This is a genomic window from Enterobacter quasihormaechei (assembly GCF_004331385.1).
Classification (GTDB): Bacteria; Pseudomonadota; Gammaproteobacteria; order Enterobacterales; family Enterobacteriaceae; genus Enterobacter; species Enterobacter quasihormaechei.
Map to the genome: position 1 here is coordinate 108,034 of NZ_SJON01000011.1, position 21,833 is coordinate 129,866.

Consider the following 21,833-nt stretch of genomic DNA (forward strand, 5'->3'; position numbering starts at 1 on the left):
AAGCCCCCGCAAGGGCGGGGGCAAACAAACTTAATCAGGCTAACTGCTTGCGAAGGTCAGGGTTTGCCTGGATCAGGCGCATCAGCTTTAGCTCGGCTGGGGTAGGTTTTTCACGTTTTGACTCCCACTCCAGCACCATCGCTACGCTGACACCCATCGCTCTTGCGAATTCATCTGTTTTCAGGCCCGACCCTTTACGTAAACGCTCAAATTCACTAAAAGGATTGGACTTTTGATTCAGGGTAATCGTCGGCGGTACATCTTTAAAAATAATCTGTTCCAGGCTGCTCAGCAGCTCAAACTCAGGATCTTTTAATTCCATTGAGAACTCCTCATAAATCACACATCGGGATCATGAACATCAGAGAGCATGTTAAGAATAGTCCCTAAACCAAACACAGGATCGTCACGGTTGTGATTAATTGTGCGATCACGATCGCTTTACCCGTTTCAGCTATATGGATAGTTATGCTAATTACCTGATTAGTCATATGTAGGAATGAACAGGTATTTTTTTGTAAATAGTCAGTACAAAAACGGGAATACCCGTTTTGCATGAAAACTCTATCTTGCAAGGCTGACCTGGACTATCCTTGTCAGCGTTGGGCACGCGTGTGCCGGTGTGCGCTTTTTTGGGTGAAAGGAGTAATAAAATGGCGACAGGAAAGTCCTGCTCTCGCTGGTTTGCGCCTATTGCGGCGTTGCTGATGGTGGTTAGCCTGAGTGGGTGTTTCGATAAAGAAGGCGATCAGCGCAAAGCGTTTATCGATTTTCTACAGAATACAGTGATGCGTAGCGGCGAGCGTTTACCAACGCTGACTGCGGATCAGAAAAAACAGTTTGGTCCATTCGTGTCGGATTACGCCATTCTGTATGGCTATTCACAGCAGGTAAGCCAGGCGATGGATTCCGGTATCCGCCCGGTAGTGGATAGCGTGAACGCCATCCGCGTTCCACAGGATTATGTGACCCAGCGTGAACCGCTGCGCCAGTCCAACGGCGCGCTCGGGGTGCTGAGCCAGCAGCTGCAAAATGCCAAAATGCAGGCTGATGCCTCGCGTTCCGCGTTGAAGCAGGGCGAAGACCTGAAGCCGGTTTATGACCAGGTGTATGAGAAAGTGGTAACTAAACCGTCAAACGCCTTGCAGCCGTTGATCCCAGCGGCTCAGGTCTTTACTCAGCAGCTGGTTCAGGTAGGTGACTTTATCAGTGAGCAGGGTACACAGGTGAGCTTCGTCTCTAACGGTATTCAGTTCCCGACCTCCCAGCAGGCGAGCCAGTACAATACGCTGATCGGGCCGCTCGCGTCCCAGCACCAGGCCTTTAGCCAGGCGTGGAGCGCAGCGGTCGCTGCAACGGAATAAGAAAAAAATCCCCGCTTCTGGCGGGGTTTTTTTATGCTTAATGAAAATAACGCTTGTCATTCATCTACCACATCGGTATAACTATGTTCGTCGGTTTGTTACACAGACCTAAAGCAGTTTAGTAAAGCAGTCCAGATTGTTATCCATAGATACCCTTCGTAGTGACCCTTCCTTCATCGCTTAAAAATCTGTAACGCAATCCATCAAGCCGGAAGGCACAATATATTTGTTAATAAGGTAATTTCTATGTCTGCTAAAATGACTGGTCTGGTAAAATGGTTCAACGCTGATAAAGGTTTCGGCTTCATCACTCCTGACGATGGCTCTAAAGACGTGTTCGTACACTTCTCTGCTATCCAGAACGATGGCTACAAATCTCTGGATGAAGGTCAGAAAGTTTCCTTCACCATCGAAAGCGGCGCTAAAGGCCCAGCAGCTGGTAACGTTGTAAGCCTGTAAGCTTCCAACCCAGTAGCACAAAATTCAAAAACCCGCCTTCTGGCGGGTTTTTTCGTTTCTACTGTTGTATCTGTGGGTTAACGCAGTTCTTATCCACTTTACCGCTAAGCGCGGCAATCAGGTTATCCACTGCGGTCGCCGCCATGTTGTAACGTGTTTCGTGTGTCGCAGAGCCGATGTGAGGCAGGGCGACGACGTTGGGCATGGTCAGCAGCGGTGAATCCACCGGCAGCGGCTCCTGTTCAAACACGTCCAGCCCGGCGGCGTGGATCTCACCGTTTTGCAGTGCCTCAATCAGCGCCTTTTCATCTACCACCGGGCCGCGACCCGCGTTGATGAAAATGGCCGATTTCTTCATCTTTTCAAACGCCGCTTTGCCGATGAGATGACGCGTTTCATCCGTCAGCGGCAGGATCAGGCAGACAAAGTCGGCTTCCTGCAACAGCGTATCAAGCTCGCAGTAGCGGGCGTTGAAACGTTCTTCAGCTTCAACGTGATGACGGCGTGCGTTATACAGAATGGGCATGCTGAAGCCGAAATGGGCGCGCTGTGCCAGCGCCAGGCCGATACGCCCCATCCCCACAATCCCCAGCGTTTTGCCATGTACGTCCACGCCGAACCAGTCCGGGCCAATGCTTTTCGTCCATTCGCCCGCTTTCACGCGCTCGGCCACCTCCACCACGCGACGGGCGGTGCTGAGCACCAGCGCCATCAGCGTGTCGGCGACGGTTTCCGTCAGGGCATGAGGCGTGTGCATCAGCAGAACGTTGCGCGCGTTAAGCGCATCCACGTCGAAATTATCGTATCCCACAGAAACGGTTGAGGTGGCACGAAGTTTCGGCATTTTCTCCAGCAGCGCTGCATCCACCTTTTCGCTTGAACCCAGCAGGCCTTCGGCGCTGGCAAACGCGTCGGCGTGCTGTGCCACGGTTTCCGGGCTGAGGTTCTTCACCCGGGTAACGGTAAAGTGTTCCTCCAGGCGTTTTTGCAGATCTTCAGGCAGTGCTTTGTACAAAATGACGGACGGCTTCATGCTAATCTCCGTTGATTTTAAAAGGGTTCAGGCGTGGCGTGCGCCGACGGGTAGCTGTTGATTATTAGCAGGCTTAACGATCAGAGTAAGCCATACCGAGGCAAAAAGCGCTACCCCCATAAAGATGTAAGAGGCCGACGGGCTGCCGGTTGCGCCGTTCAGATAGCCAACAAACCACGAGCCAAAGAATGAACCCAGCGCGCCCATACTGTTGATCAAGGCCATCGCGCCCCCTGCGACGTTACGCGGCAGCATTTCCGGAATGATGGCAAAGAACGGACCATACGGGGCATACATGGCTGCACCCGCAATCACCAGCAGGGTATACGAGGCCCAGAAGTGGTTCGCGCCCACGGCCCAGGAGCCAATGAAGGCAAAAGCAGCGATCAGCAGCAGCGGCCAGACGAACAGCTTACGGTTTTGCAGCTTGTCCGATGCCCAGGAGACGATAATCATTGCGATGGTCGCAGCCAGATAAGGCACCGATGACAGCCAGCCCACTTCCACCATGCCAAGGTTTTCACCGCCGCTGCGGATAATCGACGGCAGCCACAGCACAAAGCCGTACACGCCAATACTCCAGGTAAAATACTGCGCGCACAGCAGGATCACGTTGCGGGAGCGGAAGGCTTCACCATAGTTACGCACCGCTTTCAGCCCCTGCTGCTCTTTATCCAGTTGTGCCTGAAGTGCAGCCTTTTCGTCCTCTGAAAGCCATTTCGCCTGGGCTGGCTTATCTTTCACCAGCACCCACCAGCAGAAGGCCCAGATGATTGCGGGAACCCCTTCGATGATGAACATCTCGCGCCAGCCGAAGGACTGGATCAGGTAGCCGGACACCACCGACATCCACAGCACCGTGACCGGGTTACCGAGTATCAGGAAAGTATTGGCACGTGAACGCTCAGATTTTGTGAACCAGTTGCTGATGTAAATCAGCATTGCCGGCATCACTGCCGCTTCCACCACGCCGAGAATAAAGCGAATGGCAGCCAGTGCAGGAATGTTATTCACCACGCCGGTGAGGGAGGCGCAGGCACCCCATAAGATCAGGCAGATGAAAATGAGCTTTCGCACGCTGCGGCGTTCAGCGTAAATCGCGCCGGGGATCTGGAAGAAGAAATAGCCCAGGAAGAAGAGGGCGCCCAGCAGGGAGGAAACCCCTTTGGTGATCCCGAGGTCTTCGTTGATCCCGGCGGCGGATGCAAAACTGAAGTTGGCACGATCAAGGTACGCCAGGCTGTACGTGATAAACACGATGGGCATGATGTACCACCAGCGTTTGACTGCATTGGTCGAACTGTTCATAGGCTTGCCTCTGTTGTTGAGGTTGTTACCGCCGTTGTCTGTAGGGTACACGGTGGCTTAATTATCTGGTGCGGATTGCTGCCCTCACCCTGGACCTCTCCCACCGGGAGAGGGAATTCAGACGCCGAGCTCTGCTCGTGTCGGTAATCCTTCGCTATCGCCCTGCACCTGGATCGCCAGCGAACCAATTTTGTTGCCCCGCGCCACGGCCTGCGACAGCGGTTCGCCTTCCAGCAGGGCGCTAATGACTCCGACGGCAAACCCATCGCCCGCGCCCACGGTATCGACCACGTTGTCGACTTTTACCGCTGCGACAGCGCCTTGCTCACCGTCGGCGGTTTTAAACCACGCGCCGTCGGCACCGGTTTTCAGCACTACAGCTTTTACCCCTCGGTTGAGATAAAAATCCGCAATGCCTTCCGGCGTGGTCTCGCCAGTGAGGATCATTCCCTCTTTTACGCCCGGCAGTACCCAGTCCGCCTGAAACGCCAGTCGGTTGAGTTTCTCTACCATCTCCGCTTCGCTTTTCCACAGCACCGGACGAAGGTTCGGATCAAAGGAGATCGTTTTGCCCTGCGCTTTCATCGCCGACGCAGCGTGATCCAGTAAATCGTACGAACTGGCCGAAAGCGCCGCCGCCACGCCGCTCAGGTGCAGATGGCGCGCGGAAGAGAAATAAGGGGCATGATAATCATCGACGGAGAGATGGCTTGCTGCTGAGCCTTTGCGGAAATACTCAACGGTGGGATCGGTTCCATTTTCAACTTTCGATTTCAGCTGAAAGCCCGTCGGGAAGCGTCCGTCGAGCGTGACGCCTGCGGCATCAATGCCCTCTTTTTTCAGCGAGTCGAGAACGAAATGGCCAAAGCTGTCATTGCCCACGCGGCTCACCCAGCCGACATTCAGCCCCAGCCGCGCAAGGCCGGTAGCGACATTCAGCTCGGCGCCTGCCACGCGTTTGATAAAGTGTTCTACTGCGCTCAGCTCGCCCGTTTCGGTGGCGACAAACATCGCCATGGCCTCGCCGATGGTAATAACGTCCAGCGTCTTGTGCATGGTTTACTCCTCGCGCAGCAGGTTGACGTAATGGCGGGTGACGGCGGTGAGATCCGTCCCTTCGAGCGGAAATTCGATACCGCGCGGCGCGTCGGCAGGCAGTTGATTAAGCAGATCCTGCCAGCGAGAATCGGTTTTATCCGGCGCGACGGCGCGGAACTGCGCCTTATGCGGGACCGCGGCTTTCACGTGAATATAGCTCACGGCGGGTGCCAGCTGACGCGCAGCCTCTTCCGGGGAGTCGCCGACCCACAGCCAGTTGCCCATATCGAACGTCAGCGTCACCGGCAGCGCCATCACCCGACAGGCGGCTTTGAAGCGCTGCATCGGGGCGAGCTGCCCGCAGTCGGTCTGGTCGTTTTCCACCACCAGCGTCATGCCGCTTTCATCCAGCAATGTCCGCAAATCTTCAAGGGGGTGTTTGTCGCTGAAATGACCCAGCGAGACCTTAAGCCATAGCGCGTTCAGGATGCTGGCTTCGCGGAGGTAGCGGGGGAGATCCGGGTTGAGCGTGCCGTCGGGCATAAACAGGGGGGCCGGGGCGGAGTAGCATGCCAGTAAACCCAGCAGCTCAATGGACTCGCCGAGCGCAGGCAGCGCCATTAACTCGTCGCTGCTGAAGAGTTCGCGGCGGATTTCAACGCCATCAGCCCCTGCGCCAGCAATAACGGGAAGCATCGCCCGTTGCCCGCCTGCCTGTCGCACCCGATCCGCGCCATACGCGGCGGTGACCACCATTATTTTCCTGCTCATTTCCTGACTCCAACGCGTAATCGATAGTATTACGCTAGATGGAACCGGTTCCAAAGAAAAGAATGGGATGTTGAATTTATGATCGCTGTCACGAAGGGGAAATTAGCGAGCGGTAGAGCCGCGAACGATCAGCTCGCCGGAAAAAACCTGCTCGCGTACGGCATCGCGGGTGCCTTCAATACGGCGAACCACTTGCTCAACCGCGGCATAGCCGATTTGCCAGGTGGGTTGTTTGAGGGTGGTAATGCCCACGCCTGCAAGTTCTGCCCACTCCAGTTCATCAAAGCCGAGTAAGCCGATGTCGCTGCCCCAGTGCAGGCCGATGCGTTGAAGCGAGCGGGCAACCTGTAGCGTGAGCGCCCCGTTAGCGGAGATCACCGCCTTACGCATTCCCCGATGGCGGGTATGGAACTGGCGCAGGGTGTTATCCAGCAGCCCGGCTTCGTGCAGGGGAATTTCGGCATTTTCGGCGATCGTGCCGGGATATCGCGCCAGCGTGGCGCGAAATGCAGCCAGGCGGTCGCGACGGGTGTTAACCATGCCAAGCGGTTCGCTCAGGAACAGAATGGCTTCAAAACCCTGTTCGACAAGGTGCTCGGTGGCGGTGGTGGCGGCCTGGGTGTTATCCAGCCCGACCACATCGCAGGCAAATTCCGGGATTTTGCGGTCAATAAGCACCATCGGGAGAGACGATTGTTGCAGGCGATTTAGCCCCTCTTCGCGCATCCCGACGGCATTGACCACGATCCCTTCCACCTGGTAGCTGCGCAGCAGATCAAGGTAATGCAGCTCCTGATCAACTTCGTTATTGGTGTTACAGACCAGCGGGGTAAAGCCTTTTTCCCGGCACGCCGCTTCGATGCCGCTGAGTACGTTAACGGAGTAGGGGTTAGTGATATCGGCGATGATAAGCCCAATCAGGCGGGTGCGACCACGCTTGAGGCCGCGCGCCATCAGGCTGGGACGGTAGTCGAGATCGGCAATGGCCTGTTCGATCCGCGCCAGCAGCGCATCGGAAAGCAGGTGTTTCTCGCCGTTGAGGTAGCGCGAAATGCTGGTTTTACCGGTTTTGGCGGCTTTCGCCACGTCGCTGATGGTGGCCCGGGCTGGTTTGCTCATCGCTGATTTCCCTGAATTTAGTGAGAATACCTTAGCGGGAAAATCAACGATGGCAAGTGGTTCATGCCGGGGTGTGCGGTCTGTTGCCCTCACCCCGGCCCTCTCCCTCGGGGATTACTGAATCGGGCTCAACGTAATCTCTACGCGACGGTTTTGCGCTTTACCTTCCGCCGTGCTGTTGCTGGCGATAGGGTTGGCAGGGCCCATGCCGCTGGTGCGGATGCGGTTTGCTTCAACGCCCTGGGTTATCAGGGAGCTGGCCACGGAATCGGCACGCTGCTGAGACAGACGCATGTTCAGATCCTGGCTGCCGGTGCTGTCGGTGTAGCCAATCACGTTCACGGCAGTTTTACTGTACTCTTTCAGTACCGCGGCCACACCGGTGAGGGTGTTCGCGCCCGCAGGTTTCAGCGTCGCGCTGCTGCTGTCAAAGGTCACGTTGTTTGGCATGTTCAGGATGATATTGTCACCACTGCGGGTCACGCTCACGCCCGTACCTTTCATTTTGTCACGCAGCTTCGCTTCCTGCACATCCATGTAATACCCTACGCCACCGCCCAGGGCTGCGCCTGCCGCTGCGCCAATCAGCGCGCCTTTGCCGCGATCCTTCTTGGAGGAGGAGAGCGCGCCAACGCCAGCGCCGACAAGGGAACCAATACCCGCGCCAATACCGGATTTACCCGCTTCGCGTTCGCCGGTATAAGGGTTGGTTGTGCAGCCTGAAACAGCCAGTGCGCCGCTTACCAGAGCGGCAATTACGAGTACGCGTTTTTTCATCTTATTTCCTTAATCCTTTTTATTCTTTGCCACGACGAACGTGGCAGTGGATTATGACGTCCGAATACGGAGAAAATTCAGTGTATAACTCTGAAATTTGTCACAAACGATAAACTGCCTCAACGAAAGGCCGTCATACCTGCACGCAACCAGGAGCGCACGCTTTGAGCACCTCAACAAAAACCATTCTGACCGCCGCCCACTGGGGGCCGATGCTGGTCGAAACCGATGGCGACACAGTGCTGTCGTCTCGCGGGGCTTTGCCTTCGCGCCATCTCAACTCTTTACAGACCGTCGTTCGCGATCAGGTACACAGCAAAACCCGCGTACGCTGGCCGATGGTGCGTAAAGGCTTTCTGGCGTCACCGGATAAACCGCAGGGTGTGCGCGGGCAGGATGAGTTCGTTCGCGTGAGCTGGGACGATGCGCTGGCGCTGATCCATACGCAGCATAAACGCATCCGCGACAGCTATGGCCCATCGTCCATTTTTGCCGGCTCCTATGGCTGGCGCTCGAACGGCGTGCTGCATAAGGCCGCCACCCTGCTGCAACGCTACATGAGCCTGGCCGGGGGTTATACCGGCCATCTGGGTGATTACTCAACCGGCGCAGCGCAGGCGATCATGCCTTACGTCGTGGGCGGCAATGAGGTTTATCAGCAGCAGACCAGCTGGCCGCTGGTGCTGGAGCATACCGACGTGGTGGTGCTGTGGAGCGCCAACCCGCTCAACACCCTGAAGATTGCCTGGAATGCGTCCGACGAGCAGGGCGTTTCCTACTTCGACGCGCTGCGCAAAAGCGGCAAGCGCATCATCTGTATCGATCCGATGCGTTCTGAAACCCTGGATTTCTTCGGCGACAGCGCCGAGTGGATCGCGCCCCATATGGGCACCGACGTGGCGATGATGCTGGGTATTGCGCATACCCTTGTGGAGAACGGCTGGCACGATACGGAATTCCTTACGCGCTGCACCACGGGCTTCGATAAATTTGCCGACTACCTGACGGGCCAAACCGACGGTGTTGCCAAAACCGCAGAGTGGGCCGCCGCGGTTTGCGGCGTTGATGCCGTTAAAATCCGCGAACTGGCGGCGTTATTCCATAGCAACGTCACGATGCTGATGTCCGGCTGGGGAATGCAGCGCCAGCAGTTTGGCGAGCAAAAACACTGGATGCTCGTGACGCTCGCCGCGATGCTTGGGCAGATTGGCACGCCCGGCGGCGGTTTTGGGCTTTCCTATCACTTTGCTAACGGCGGTAACCCAACGCGTAAAGCGGCGGTGCTGGCGTCCATGCAGGGCTCAGTGCAGGGTGGCGTGGACGCGGTGGATAAAATTCCCGTGGCGCGCATTGTTGAGGCTCTGGAGAACCCGGGCGGGTTTTATCAGCACAACGGCCAGGATCGCCATTTTCCGGATATTAAGTTTGTCTGGTGGGCGGGCGGGGCCAACTTCACCCATCACCAGGATACCAACCGCCTGATCCGCGCCTGGCAGAAGCCGGAGCTGGTGGTGATCTCGGAGTGCTTCTGGACCGCGTCAGCGAAACATGCCGACATCGTGTTGCCCGCCACGACCTCGTTTGAGCGTAACGATCTCACCATGACCGGGGATTACAGCAACCAGCACATGGTGCCGATGAAGCGCGTCGTGGCCCCCCGGGATGAAGCGCGTGATGATTTTGACGTCTTTGCTGACCTGAGTGAATTATGGGAAGCGGGCGGGCGCGAGCGTTTCACCGAGGGCAAAACGGATCTGCAATGGCTCGAAACGTTTTACCAGATAGCCAGCCAGCGCGGGGCGGCGCAGGGCGTGACGCTGCCGCCATTTGCTGAATTCTGGGAGGCGAATCAACTCTTCGAAATGCCGGAAAGCGAGCAGAACGCGCGGTTTGTGCGCTTTGCTGACTTCCGTCGCGACCCGGAAAATCACCCGCTTAAAACCGAGAGCGGGAAGATTGTGATCTACAGCGAACGTATCGCCAGCTTTGGCTACGCGGACTGCCCGCCGCACCCGGCATGGCTGGAGCCGGACGAATGGCATGGCAATGCGCAGCCGGGGCAGCTTCAACTGCTGTCTGCCCATCCTGCCCATCGCCTGCACAGCCAGCTCAACTATTCGGCTCTGCGCGAGCAGTATGCGGTGGCTGGACGCGAGCCGATCGCGCTGAATAGCGATGACGCAAAGGCGCGGGGAATTAACGACGGCGATCTCGTGCGCGTCTGGAACGCGCGCGGGCAGGTGCTGGCTGGCGCTGTGGTGAGCGACGGGATCCGCCCTGGCGTGTTCTGCATTCATCAGGGCGCATGGCCGGATCTGGCGCTGGACGAGGGCGGTATTTGTAAGAACGGTGCCGTAAACGTGTTGACCAAAGATCTCCCCAGCTCGAAGCTGGGGAATGGCTGCGCGGGGAATACGGCGCTGGCATGGGTGGAGAAATATGAGGGGCCGGCGCTTACCCTTACGGCGTTTGATCCGCCTGCCAGCTCATGATCCACGTCGGGTGTTGGGTATCATCCTGCCAGGCGCTGTCTTCAATGCGAAAACCCTGAGCATGATAGAAATTCACCGCCCGCACGTTTTTCTGATACACCTCCAGAGTTAAATACGGGTAGTGCTGCTGAACGTGGTTCAGCAGCGCACGCCCGATCCCCCTTCCGATGAACGCCGGGGCGACAAACAACGCCCCCACAAACTGGGACTGCATGACGCTGATAAAGCCGCGCAGCGTGCCGTTTTCCTCCCAGACCCAGGTTTCGGCGGCGGGAAGGTATTCATCCCGCACCAGCGCTTCGTTCGCTTTCCAGTAGCCAGCGTCGATAAACGGATGCGCCTCGGTAGTGCTCTCAAGCCACAGTCTAAGGAGCTGAGCAGTATTCTCACTGTGCCATTTGCGGATCATGGTGGCCCTCCGGGTGGCAGATGCAGCCCGTAATATGGTCATTGACCAGCCCGCAGGCCTGCATAAAGGAGTAACAGATGGTGGTGCCCACAAACTTAAAGCCGCGTTTTTTCAGTGCTTTCGACAGGGCATCCGAGGCGGGGGTCGAGGTTGGGATCTCCGCAAGCGTGGCGGCCCGCGTCACCTTCGGCTCGTTATCCACAAACGACCAGACAAATGCTGAGAAGGGTTCGCCGTTTTGCTCCATCGCCAGATAAGCGCGCGCGTTACCAATAATGGCCTGAATTTTACCGCGATGGCGGATGATACCGGGGTCCAGAACCAGCCTTTCCACGTCGTCTTCGGTCATGGCGGCCACCGCAGCCGGATCGAACCGGTGGAAGGCATTGCGGTAGTTCTCACGCTTTTTCAGAACGGTGATCCACGACAGCCCGGCCTGCTGGCCTTCAAGACAAATCATTTCAAACAGTTTTTTACCGTCGGTTTCCGGTACGCCCCATTCCTTGTCGTGATAATCGATATAAAGCTGGTCCTGGCTTACCCAGCCGCAACGTTGCATAGGTCATCTCCCTTCCTGATACGGTAAACGCAAAAATTTCAATCTGCCCGGCTTGACGTGTCTGCTAAAGAGACAATAGTTAATACAGGGCTATACGCCCTAATACCTCTTCGAACAATGACATATATCGCCGAACTCGGCTCTTTCTGGAGTCGCTTTGATGATGATAAAAATAATCAGTGGTCGCCATGCTGCTTCTGGCCTGGTGGGTGTCTCAGCCTGCCTGCTTATAGGTAACACCGCTTTTGCGTGGCAACAGGAATATATCGTTTCAGATGCACAAAGTAATACGACGGAACGCTATACATGGGACGCCGATCACCAACCTCGTTATGAAGATATTCTCGCGGAGCGTATTAACCATTCGCAGAATGCTGCGGGCTTTGCCCTGAACGACCCCTCCGGTTCGGATGCGGAAACCGTTCTGAGCGTTGGCTGGAATTTTCCCGTGACGGGACATTTCACGACCGGGCCGGTCATGGCATGGCGCTCTGATGGCACGCCTCCCGCAACGGTGATTGCGTATGGCGATACAACCACCACGCAGACGCTGACCGACCCCCTCTGGCATGCCAGCGTGAACTCGCTGGGGTGGCGTGTGGATACCCAGTACGGAGATTTACACCCCTGGGCAAAGATCAGCTACAACCAGCAGTCGGAGGAAGAATATTTGTATACCCTGGGCTTAAGCGCCAAATTTTAGGGTTGTTACTTTTTTAAACGCTGCGGTAACATATTTAATACAATAATGGCGCGGGTTGTGGCGATAGTGGTCACTCACCTTTAAACCTTTTCTTCTCCGGCAAGGTCGTTCATTCCCGCTTCCAGGCATTTCATTCCGTTTCTCCTGCATTTCATGCCGTTTTACCCCTGGCGTTTTGGGGTTTTGTTTATCGTGTCCTCAGCGAATTTCCTTAATTTCTCTTGCAGGACACTGCCATGAACACATCAACCTATAACCGCACGCGCTGGCTGACGCTCTTCGGCACCATCGTGACCCAGTTCGCACTGGGCTCGGTCTATACCTGGAGCCTGTTTAACAGCGCCCTGTCTGATAAGCTCGGCGCGCCGATAAGCCAGGTAGCATTCTCCTTCGGCTTGCTGAGTCTTGGATTAGCGATTTCCTCTTCCGTGGCGGGCAAACTTCAGGAGCGCTTCGGCGTGAAGCGCGTGACCATGGCCTCCGGGATCCTGCTGGGCGTGGGCTTCTTCCTGACGGCACATTCAAACAACCTGATGATGCTGTGGCTGAGCGCCGGGGTGCTGGTGGGGCTGGCGGACGGCGCAGGTTACCTGCTGACGCTGTCGAACTGCGTGAAGTGGTTTCCGGAGCGTAAAGGGCTTATCTCCGCGTTTGCCATTGGTTCATATGGCCTGGGCAGCCTGGGGTTCAAATTCATCGACTCCCATCTGCTGGCCTCGGTGGGGCTTGAGAAAACCTTTATGATCTGGGGCGTGATTGTGCTGGTGATGATCCTCTTCGGCGCCACGCTGATGAAAGATGCCCCGCAGCAGGAAGTGAAAACCGTTAACGGCGTGGTGGAGAATGATTTCACCCTCGCACAGTCCATGCGTAAGCCGCAGTACTGGATGCTGGCGGTGATGTTCCTGACGGCCTGCATGAGCGGTCTGTATGTTATTGGCGTGGCGAAAGATATTGCGCAGGGGATGGTAAAACTGGATGCGGCGACGGCGGCGAACGCGGTAACGGTCATCTCCATCGCTAACCTCTCGGGTCGTCTGGTACTGGGTATCCTGTCTGACAAAATTGCCCGCATCCGCGTGATTACGCTGGGGCAGGTGATCTCCCTGGTGGGCATGGCGGCGCTGCTGTTTGCACCGCTGAACGAGGCGACCTTCTTTGCGGCGATTGCCTGCGTCGCCTTTAACTTCGGCGGCACCATTACCGTCTTCCCGTCGCTGGTGAGCGAGTTCTTTGGCCTGAACAACCTGGCGAAAAACTACGGCGTCATTTATCTCGGCTTCGGTATCGGCAGTATCTGCGGGTCGCTGATCGCCTCGCTGTTCGGTGGCTTCTACGTGACCTTCTGCGTGATATTTGCCTTGCTGATTATCTCGCTGGCGCTGTCGACCACGATTCGTCAGCCGCAGCGCGAGGTGTTAAACGAAGCGCATGCGTAACAAATGATTAACTGACGATAAGCGCCCATCGGGCGCTTTTTTTATTTAAGCACAAATACATAACCGATTCTGACGAAAGAGAGGTTAAATAAGATATGTAATTCATTTAATGAACTTATGAATTCGCACAAACAATATATTATTTATATTTGAATATTCCTAATAATGCGCATGAGTACAGGTTTTTTTGCGACATGGTTTTGAATTCTCAGAAATTTAATTATACCTAAAAACACCATTAAACTATTCTAATTTTATCTTCTATATTTCAGTCGATATACTCCATTTCTCACAGAATGCAGGTTATTCCTAAGGATGCGTTCTGAAATCTACCGTCATAAATGGAGTTTTTAATGAAAAAGGTTATTTTTGCACTGTCTGCTCTCGCTGTCGTTTCCACTTCCGCTTTCGCCGCTGATTCTGGTGACGGTACCATCAAATTCACCGGTGAAATCGTTGACGCGCCATGCGTAGTTTCTACTGACTCTCAGAACCAGGAAGTTGTGCTGGGTCAGGTTAAGAAATCTATCTTCAAAGCCGTTGGCGATAAGTCTGTTGCTAAACCTTTCCAGATCAAACTGGAAGACTGCGATATTTCCGCCAAAAACACAGTTAACGTGAGCTTTAATGGCGTTGCGGATGCAGACGACGCGAAACTGGTTTCTGTTAGCACTGAAGCAGGCGCAGCATCTGGCGTGGGCATTGGTATCTACGATAACACTAACAAACTGGTTGATATGAACAGCGGTACATCCTCTACCACCCTGTCTGCTGGCCAGACCGTGCTGTACTACACCGCTAACTACGTTGCGACCAAAGATGTAGTTACTACTGGTTACGGTAACGCAGAAGTGGACTTCAACCTGTCCTACGAATAATCGACTTTCGTCAGTAGTAGATAATCACAATGGCAACGGAAACCCCGTTGCCTTTTTTTCCAGCGGAGACTCAGGGAGAGAATCATGAACCGCTCACGTTTGATATCTTGCGCAGCACTTGCGCTGGCGCTGATTTCACAAAACAGTTTTGCAGGCGGTGTGGCATTAAGCAGCACGCGTGTTATTTATGACGGCAGCAGAAAGGAAGCTTCCCTGACGGTCAATAACAGAAGCACCACCGATGAATTTCTGATTCAGTCATGGATCGATGATGCGAACGGCAATAAGAAAACGCCCTTCATCATCACCCCACCATTATTTAAGTTAAGCCCGACAAAAAATAACGTCTTACGTATTGTGAATACGTCTAATACGTTACCGCAGGATCGCGAGTCCGTTTATTGGGTTAACGTGAAAGCTATTCCTGCCAAAAGTGAAGGCGCGGAAGGTAAAAACGTGCTGCAAATTGCCGTGCGTACCCGCCTGAAACTGTTCTATCGCCCGGCTGGTCTGAAAGGCAACAGCATGGACGGCTGGAGCAAACTGCGGTTCACCAACGCAGGGGCTAACCAGATCAAAGTGGAAAACCCGTCTGCGTTTAACCTGACGTTTAATAAATTTTATGCCAACGGCCGTGGTATTGAGAAAGCGGGAATGGTCCCGGCAAAAGGCGCATTGAATATTGAACTGCCCGCCGGCACCGGCAAGGTAAGCGAAGTGAAATACAACATTATTAATGACTTCGGCACGGCTGGCGACATGCTGACACAGCGCGTTAATTAAAACGTTTTAAAGGTTAATTACTATGCCATGGACGCATCTTCCTCTGGTCAATAAGACCCCGCGCTTCTCGCTGTCTGCGCTTGCGCTGATGATCGCGAGCACGCTCTCCGCCCATGCAGGGAAATTTAACCCGCGCTTTCTGGAGGATGTGCCGGGTATTGATCAGCACGTTGACCTCTCAATGTATGAATCCCAGAAAGCCGATCAGCTGCCGGGTAAATACCGCGTGTCGGTAGTGGTCAACGATCAAAAAATGGCGTCCCGCACCCTTGAATTCAAGACCGCAACAGAGGCTCAGCGCGCAAAAATGGGCGAATCCCTGGTGCCGTGCTTAAGCCGCGTGCAGCTAGAGGAAATGGGCGTGCGTATCGATAGCTTCCCGGCGCTGAAAATGGCGCCGCCGGAAGCCTGTGTCGCTTTTGATGACATTATTCCTCAGGCCGCCAGCCATTTCGATTTTGCAGACCAGACGTTGATCATGAGCTTCCCGCAGGCCGCGATGAAGCAGACGGCGCGTGGTACCGTACCTGAATCGCAGTGGGACGAAGGGGTGAATGCCCTGCTGCTGGATTATAACTTCACCGGGAGCAACGCCAGCTATGACGCGCACGACGGTGAAACCAGCTACAGCAGCGACAGTTACTATCTGAACCTGCGCAGCGGCGTGAACCTTGGGGCATGGCGGTTACGTAACTACAGTACCTGGACGCGAAACGATGGCGATAACAAATGGGATAACATCGGCACCTCGTTGAGCCGTGCCATTGTGCCGCTAAAATCACAGCTGACGTTGGGGGATACCTCCACTGCGGGTGATATTTTTGACAGCGTGCAGATGCGTGGGGCGCAGTTAACCTCTGACGAAGAAATGTTGCCTGACAGCCAGCGCGGATTTGCGCCCGTTATCCGCGGTATTGCTAAAAGTAACGCCGAAGTCACCGTTGAGCAGAACAACTACGTCATTTACCGCACGTTTGTTCAGCCAGGTGCGTTTGAAATTAATGACCTGTACCCAACCTCAAACAGCGGCGACCTGACGGTCACCATTAAAGAGGCGGACGGCAGCGAGCAGAAGTTCGTTCAGCCATTCTCCGCGGTGGCGATCCTTCAGCGTGAAGGCCATCTTAAGTACAGCCTCTCCGCCGGTGAATATCGTGCGGGTAACTATGAAAGCGACGAGCCGAAGTTCGGGCAGCTGGATGCCATGTACGGTCTGCCGTATGGTTTTACCGTTTATGGTGGTTCGATTTTCTCTGAAAAATATTACGCGCTGGCCGGCGGTATCGGTAAAAACTTCGGTTATATCGGTGCGGTCTCCATCGACGTGACCCAGGCGAAAAGCAACCTGGCAAATGATGAAAGCTCGGAAGGTCAGTCTTATCGTTTTCTCTACTCCAAGAGCTTTAACAGCGGCACCGATTTCCGTCTGCTGGGGTACAAGTATTCGACCAGCGGCTATTACACCTTCCAGGAAGCGACGGATGTACGCAGCGATGCGGACAGCTCATATAGCGAGTATCACAAACGTAGCCAGATTCAGGGCAACGTGACGCAGCAGCTGGGCACCTGGGGCTCTGTCTATTTTAACGTCACGCAGCAGGACTACTGGAACGATGAAGGTAAACAGCGCTCGCTGAACGCCGGTTACAACGGTCGTGTTGGTCGCGTGAACTACAGCATTGCCTACACCTGGACGAAAAGCCCGGAATGGGATGAGAGCGATCGTCTGCTGTCATTCTCCATGTCGATCCCGCTGGGACGTTTGTGGAGCAACTACCACCTCACGACCGATCAGCATGGCCGCACCAGCCAGCAGCTTGGCGTGAGCGGTAGCGCGCTGGAAGACCGCAACCTGAACTATAGCGTGCAGGAAGGCTACGGCAGCAACGGTGTGGGTAACAGCGGCAGCGTGAACCTGGATTACCAGGGCGGCGTCGGTAGCGCTAGCCTGGGTTACAACTACAACCGTGACGGTCAGCAGGTGAACTATGGTCTGCGCGGCGGTGTGATTGCCCACAGCGAAGGCATTACGCTTTCTCAGCCGCTGGGCGAGTCAATGGCCATTATCTCCGCACCGGGCGCGCGCGGTGCGCACGTGATCAACAACGGCGGTGTGGAAGTGGACTGGATGGGTAACGCGGTTGTGCCTTACCTCACTCCGTATCGTGAAACGGAAGTGTCACTGCGAAGCGACAGCCTGAACAGCAAAGTTGACCTGGATACCGCGTCCGTCAACGTAGTGCCAACACGCGGCGCCATTGTACGTGCCCGCTTCGATACCCGTGTGGGCTACCGCGTGCTGATGAACCTGACCCAGGCCAACGGCAAAGCGGTGCCGTTTGGTGCGACCGCCACGCTATTGGACACCAAAAAAGAGTCCAGCAGCATCGTGGGTGAAGACGGGCAGCTTTATATCAGCGGGATGCCGGATAAAGGGGCGCTTCAGGTGAACTGGGGTAAAGGCCAGGAACAGCAATGCCGCGTGGCGTTTACGCTGCCGGAACAACAGGATAATACCGGCGTAGTGATGGCGAATGCCGTTTGCCGGTAACAGGGAAGGAAAGGATTATGTTGAAGAAATTGATGACGTTTGCTGGTCTGTTGGGGGGAGCAGCATTATTTTCCGGGCAGGCAATTGCGGCGGCGGATTTTGGGCCATGTACCCCTGATAGTACGCATGTTTATAGTACTAACATAAATAAAACAGTTACAGATGTTTCAAAAAACGTAAAGGGTGCGACCTTTATAGATTTCGATAGCTGGAATTTAGGGGGATCCTATGTGATGTCCTGTGAATGTCCTGATGATCCAAATCTTATTAAAGAAACATTATTTAAGACGGTGGTTCCTCTGCCCTTTGTTACGACTATAGGCGATCGCCACTATCACCAGATAAATAATAATATCGCCATTGCGAGTGATGTATTAATTACGGGGGGACGAGGAGAGTACCTGAACACACCGTTTGAGAATGAGGGTAACCATTCGTACAACCGCAGTCAGTGCTCGCAAAATGAAAGTAGTAAAGACGCTGTGTGGACATCGGGAAGTAAAGGCAACATATCGCTCTATATTCTCCATCCGTTTGTGGGTGAAAATATTATACCTAGCACCAAAATCATGGAGCTTTTTGCAACAAAGAAACCTGGTGTCTATGGCAGCATACCTGCGTCATCCGTATTTCTCAGTGGTTCAATCATCGTCCCTCAGGGTTGCGAACTCTCCGGCGGCAGCACGCTGGAAATTCCGTTCGGTGATTTTAAGGCCAGTGATTTTAAAGATCGTAAAGGCCAAACTCCGCAAGGTTCCTCGAAATACACAAAAGAGTTGCAGTTTAAATGCACCAATATTTCTGATGGCGTGAAGATCTCCTTGCGTATTGAGGGGACGCCAAACGCCAATGATTCGAATGCCATTGATATGGGTAATCCAGATATCGGGGTTGTGATCGAAGGCAAGACGGGTAACATTCTTGTACCCAATGATGCCAGCTCGAATCAGGCGCTGGTCGTGTCTCCTCTGGTCGATGATATACACCGTGTCGCCACGACGACAATTACGGCCTATCCGATCAGTACCACCGGTAAAGTGCCGGCGGCAGGAGATTACGAAGGGATCGCCACCATGCGTATTGATGTGGAGTAAGCCGGATGAAAACCATTAATGCGTTTTTGCCAGCGTGTTTGCTGCTCACCGCCTCAGCGATGGCGGCACCGGTAAATATCGGTTCCGCAGGGGATATCCACTTTACCCTCACCATTAAGGCAGCCACCTGTGAGCTGGAAAAGGACAGTATTGATGTCGATATGGGTACCGTGGTGCTCCAGCGCCCGGTGAAAGTGGGTAAAGAGTTGAACGAGAAAAGCTTCAGCATCGGCTTAAAAGATTGCGAGTTTGCCACGAAGGCCTACGTCACGATGGACGGTACGGCAGACGCGACTAACCCCTCACTCTTCGCCCTGGAAAGCGGCGGCGCGACCGGCATGGCGTTAAAAATCAAAACGTCGGGTGGGGTGCAGCAATACCCTTCCAGTACCGACTCGACGCCCGTGGACCATGCCATCTGGTTTGATGGTACGAACAAGCTGAGCTACATCGCCAGCTATGTTCCCGTTAAACCGGATGCCACCGTGGGCGCGGCAAATGCGACGGTGAATTTTAGCGTTGTATACGAGTAATCACTGAGGGCCAGTTCGCTGGCCTTTTACCCGTTTTGCTGGGTTGCGTCAGCGCACTGTCTCTCCAGACGCTGATTTTTTGTAAAAATCTTCATCAATCACACTCTCTGCTGCCACTTTTCTTTCCCGCTGTGGTCTACTTATCGCGCTTGTAGACGTTTCTTATAACGGTTTCGCTCGCACCTACTTACTCTGTCAGCTTTCTCACTGAGATTCGGCGGGTCTTTATACCCCTTCCCCCAGGGTTGTTTGCATGAAATATATTAGGTCTCTTACCCAGCAAAGATTGTGTCTGATGCTGGCTGTCTATATCGGTTTGTTTCTGAATGGCGCGGTACTGTTCAGACGCGTGGAAGGTTATTTCGAACACCTCACCGTAAGAAATGGAATTTTTGCCGTCATTGAAGTGTTTGGCTCTATCCTGGCAACCTTCTTCCTGTTACGCCTGCTCTCGCTTTTTGGCCGACGTACATGGCAAATTCTGGCCTCGCTGGTGGTGATTATCTCTGCCGCCGCAAGCTATTACATGACATTCATGAACGTGGTCATTGGCTACGGTATTGTCGCCTCGGTGATGACCACGGACATCGACCTCTCGAAAGAGGTGGTGGGTCAAGGGTTCATCATGTGGACGATTTTGACCTGCCTGATCCCGCTCTTCTTTATCTGGAGCAATACCTGCCGCTATACCCTGTTACGCCAGCTGCGTACCCGGGGACAGCGCATCCGCAACGTCGCCGTCGTTCTGCTGGCAGGCCTGCTGGTGTGGGCGCCGATTCGCCTGATGGAAAAACAGCAAAAACGCATCGAAAAAGCGACGGGCGTGGATATGCCAAGCTATGGCGGCGTGGTGGCTAACTCGTATCTGCCATCCAACTGGCTGTCCGCGTTAGGTCTTTACGCCTGGGCACAGGCGGACGAATCCAGCGATGTGAAATCACTGATTAACCCGACCAAAAAGTTCACCTACCAGGCGCCGGCTGACGGGCTGGATGATACTTACGTGGTCTTCGTTATCGGCGAAACGACGCGCTGGGATCATATGGGTATGCTCGGCTATGACCGCGATACCACACCGAAACTGTCGCAGGAGAAGAATCTGGTGGCTTACCGCGGCTATTCCTGCGATACCGCCACGAAGCTCTCGTTGCGCTGTATGTTTGTGCGTGAAGGCGGGGCGAGCGATAACCCGCAGCGTACCCTTAAAGAGCAAAACGTGTTTGCGGTTCTGAAGCAGCTTGGATTCAGCTCCGATCTGTTCGCCATGCAAAGTGAAATGTGGTTCTACACCAACACCATGGCGGATAACATCGCTTATCGTGAGCAGATTGGCGCCGAGCCGCGTAACCGCGGTAAGAACGTTGATGACATGCTGCTGCTCTCCGAGATGGAACAGTCGCTGAAAAACCATCCGCAGGGTAAGCACCTTATCGTTCTGCATACCAAAGGATCACACTACAGCTATTATCAGCGTTACACGCGTGATTTCGCCAAATGGACCCCTGAGTGCGTCGGCATTAACAAAAACTGTAGCAAGCAGGAGCTGATTAATGCCTATGATAACTCGATTCTGTATGTGGATACCTTCCTCAGCCGGGTGATCGACCAGCTTCGCGATAAGAAAGCGATTGTGATTTACGCAGCCGATCACGGCGAGTCCATCAACGAGAAAGAGCATTTGCACGGCACGCCGCGTAAGCTGGCGCCGCCTGAGCAGTTCCGCGTGCCGATGATCATGTGGATGTCGGATAAGTACCTGGAAAACCCGGACAAAGCCAAAATGTTTGCCCATCTGAAGCAGCAGGCAGAGATCAAGGTTCCGCGCCGTCACGTTGAGCTCTACGACACCATTATGGGCTGTCTCGGCTACACCTCACCGAACGGTGGGATTAACGAAAACAACAACTGGTGTAAACTCCCTGATAACACCACAAAAGCCGCGCAGTAGCTGGTCTGGCGAGAATATCGCCAGTTGAATGGCTTTTTGAAAATAAGGGATTGACGAGGGGCGCACCTCAGCAGTAAGATGCGCTCCGCATTCGGCGAGTAGCGCAGCTTGGTAGCGCAACTGGTTTGGGACCAGTGGGTCGGAGGTTCGAATCCTCTCTCGCCGACCACATTCTAAAAAGGGCTAACCGCAAGGTTAGCCCTTTTTGCATTAATGCGTTATTTCGCGCAAGTCCTCAAAATACCCCTTAGCCCTGCTTCCCCCTGCCTGCTTGCGGTTTTGTGACATAATCCATTGTATTTTTTTATATATAGTTTGATCTTTTTTCGCGTTGCTTATGGATAACCTCAGCATTTTTCGCTGTGCGTTTTAACGTTCGCGGTATTTAGTGCTCAGATAATCACCATTCCGTAAGAAAATTTACCCAATCTGAATAAAACTTAATCACTGAGTGTTGCGAAATATGAAGTTAATTGTGCTGCATCATGGCGAGTAGCATAAATTTCTCTGCTGAAAACTGGCATTCAGGGTTTTTTTAATCTTTGTTTGCGGTTTCTCACACTCCACGTAAATCC

At 54.3% G+C, this 21,833-nt stretch carries 20 protein-coding genes and 1 tRNA gene; 12 read left to right on the top strand and 9 right to left on the bottom strand.

Annotated features, from left to right (window positions below; all coding sequences use genetic code 11):
• Positions 1 to 34: 34 nt before the first annotated feature.
• Positions 35 to 322 (bottom strand): HTH-type transcriptional regulator, encoded by a 288-nt coding sequence (locus tag E0L16_RS15125; protein WP_063452196.1) that lies wholly within the window; start codon positions 320 to 322, stop codon positions 35 to 37.
• A gap of 331 nt (positions 323 to 653) precedes the next feature.
• Here E0L16_RS15125 and E0L16_RS15130 point away from each other — a divergent pair, with 331 nt between their 5' ends.
• Positions 654 to 1,364 carry a DUF3053 domain-containing protein gene (locus E0L16_RS15130; RefSeq protein ID WP_063452198.1) on the top strand — a complete coding sequence of 237 codons (711 nt, stop codon included), beginning with the start codon at positions 654 to 656 and terminating at the stop codon, positions 1,362 to 1,364.
• Between the two features lie 246 nt (positions 1,365 to 1,610).
• On the top strand, positions 1,611 to 1,823 hold the full coding sequence (cspE, locus tag E0L16_RS15135) for a transcription antiterminator/RNA stability regulator CspE (RefSeq protein ID WP_003860775.1): 213 nt from the start codon (positions 1,611 to 1,613) through the stop codon (positions 1,821 to 1,823).
• A gap of 58 nt (positions 1,824 to 1,881) precedes the next feature.
• Here the strand turns inward: cspE and ghrB are convergent, their stop codons facing one another.
• The 6 genes from ghrB to E0L16_RS15165 form a co-directional block, all read right to left on the bottom strand.
• Positions 1,882 to 2,856: a glyoxylate/hydroxypyruvate reductase GhrB gene (gene ghrB / locus E0L16_RS15140; RefSeq protein ID WP_131637261.1), complete on the bottom strand. Its 975-nt coding sequence runs from the start codon at positions 2,854 to 2,856 to the stop codon at positions 1,882 to 1,884.
• Positions 2,857 to 2,883: 27 nt separating this feature from the next.
• A complete protein-coding gene (locus tag E0L16_RS15145) occupies positions 2,884 to 4,164 on the bottom strand; it encodes an MFS transporter (protein ID WP_001089079.1) in 1,281 nt (426 codons plus the stop codon).
• 117 nt (positions 4,165 to 4,281) lie between these two features.
• On the bottom strand, positions 4,282 to 5,220 hold the full coding sequence (locus tag E0L16_RS15150; RefSeq protein ID WP_131637262.1) for a sugar kinase: 939 nt from the start codon (positions 5,218 to 5,220) through the stop codon (positions 4,282 to 4,284).
• A 3-nt stretch (positions 5,221 to 5,223) separates the two neighbouring features.
• Positions 5,224 to 5,973, bottom strand: coding sequence for a sugar phosphate isomerase/epimerase family protein (locus E0L16_RS15155; RefSeq protein WP_131637263.1), 750 nt, complete (start codon positions 5,971 to 5,973; stop codon positions 5,224 to 5,226).
• 102 nt (positions 5,974 to 6,075) lie between these two features.
• Complete coding sequence (locus E0L16_RS15160; protein ID WP_131637264.1) at positions 6,076 to 7,092, bottom strand: LacI family DNA-binding transcriptional regulator; 1,017 nt, start codon at positions 7,090 to 7,092, stop codon at positions 6,076 to 6,078.
• 114 nt (positions 7,093 to 7,206) lie between these two features.
• Entirely contained in the window at positions 7,207 to 7,869 is a 663-nt protein-coding gene (locus E0L16_RS15165) for an OmpA family lipoprotein (protein WP_102749580.1), read from the bottom strand.
• A gap of 164 nt (positions 7,870 to 8,033) precedes the next feature.
• Between E0L16_RS15165 and E0L16_RS15170 the strand changes: the two genes are divergently transcribed.
• Positions 8,034 to 10,361 carry a molybdopterin guanine dinucleotide-containing S/N-oxide reductase gene (locus E0L16_RS15170; protein ID WP_112792039.1) on the top strand — a complete coding sequence of 776 codons (2,328 nt, stop codon included), beginning with the start codon at positions 8,034 to 8,036 and terminating at the stop codon, positions 10,359 to 10,361.
• Here the strand turns inward: E0L16_RS15170 and E0L16_RS15175 are convergent.
• Positions 10,330 to 10,770 (bottom strand): N-acetyltransferase, encoded by a 441-nt coding sequence (locus E0L16_RS15175; protein ID WP_063868888.1) that lies wholly within the window; start codon positions 10,768 to 10,770, stop codon positions 10,330 to 10,332. The two genes, E0L16_RS15170 and E0L16_RS15175, sit on opposite strands and share 32 nt — an antisense overlap.
• Entirely contained in the window at positions 10,748 to 11,329 is a 582-nt protein-coding gene (gene tag / locus E0L16_RS15180) for a DNA-3-methyladenine glycosylase I (RefSeq protein WP_107534441.1), read from the bottom strand. Before tag ends, E0L16_RS15175 begins: the two co-directional genes overlap by 23 nt.
• A gap of 160 nt (positions 11,330 to 11,489) precedes the next feature.
• On the opposite strand from tag, the gene E0L16_RS15185 reads away from it, so the two are divergent.
• From E0L16_RS15185 to E0L16_RS15225, 9 genes are all read left to right on the top strand, one after another.
• Positions 11,490 to 12,032, top strand: coding sequence for a lipase (locus E0L16_RS15185; protein WP_131637272.1), 543 nt, complete (start codon positions 11,490 to 11,492; stop codon positions 12,030 to 12,032).
• A gap of 236 nt (positions 12,033 to 12,268) precedes the next feature.
• A complete protein-coding gene (locus E0L16_RS15190; RefSeq protein WP_107534443.1) occupies positions 12,269 to 13,471 on the top strand; it encodes an L-lactate MFS transporter in 1,203 nt (400 codons plus the stop codon).
• A gap of 353 nt (positions 13,472 to 13,824) precedes the next feature.
• A complete protein-coding gene (gene lpfA / locus E0L16_RS15195; RefSeq protein WP_207388511.1) occupies positions 13,825 to 14,349 on the top strand; it encodes a long polar fimbrial major subunit LpfA in 525 nt (174 codons plus the stop codon).
• 84 nt (positions 14,350 to 14,433) lie between these two features.
• Positions 14,434 to 15,132, top strand: coding sequence for a long polar fimbrial biogenesis chaperone LpfB (lpfB, locus tag E0L16_RS15200; protein WP_131637265.1), 699 nt, complete (start codon positions 14,434 to 14,436; stop codon positions 15,130 to 15,132).
• 22 nt (positions 15,133 to 15,154) lie between these two features.
• Complete coding sequence (lpfC, locus tag E0L16_RS15205) at positions 15,155 to 17,683, top strand: outer membrane usher protein LpfC (protein WP_131637266.1); 2,529 nt, start codon at positions 15,155 to 15,157, stop codon at positions 17,681 to 17,683.
• 17 nt (positions 17,684 to 17,700) lie between these two features.
• Complete coding sequence (lpfD, locus tag E0L16_RS15210; protein WP_131637267.1) at positions 17,701 to 18,777, top strand: long polar fimbrial protein LpfD; 1,077 nt, start codon at positions 17,701 to 17,703, stop codon at positions 18,775 to 18,777.
• A gap of 5 nt (positions 18,778 to 18,782) precedes the next feature.
• Complete coding sequence (gene lpfE, locus E0L16_RS15215; RefSeq protein ID WP_131637268.1) at positions 18,783 to 19,310, top strand: long polar fimbrial protein LpfE; 528 nt, start codon at positions 18,783 to 18,785, stop codon at positions 19,308 to 19,310.
• 253 nt (positions 19,311 to 19,563) lie between these two features.
• The gene (gene eptB, locus E0L16_RS15220; RefSeq protein WP_063868894.1) at positions 19,564 to 21,258 is read left to right on the top strand and encodes a kdo(2)-lipid A phosphoethanolamine 7''-transferase; all 1,695 of its coding nucleotides are present in this window, start codon (positions 19,564 to 19,566) and stop codon (positions 21,256 to 21,258) included.
• 92 nt (positions 21,259 to 21,350) lie between these two features.
• Positions 21,351 to 21,427 (top strand) — tRNA-Pro (locus E0L16_RS15225).
• The last annotated feature ends 406 nt before the right edge of the window (positions 21,428 to 21,833 follow it).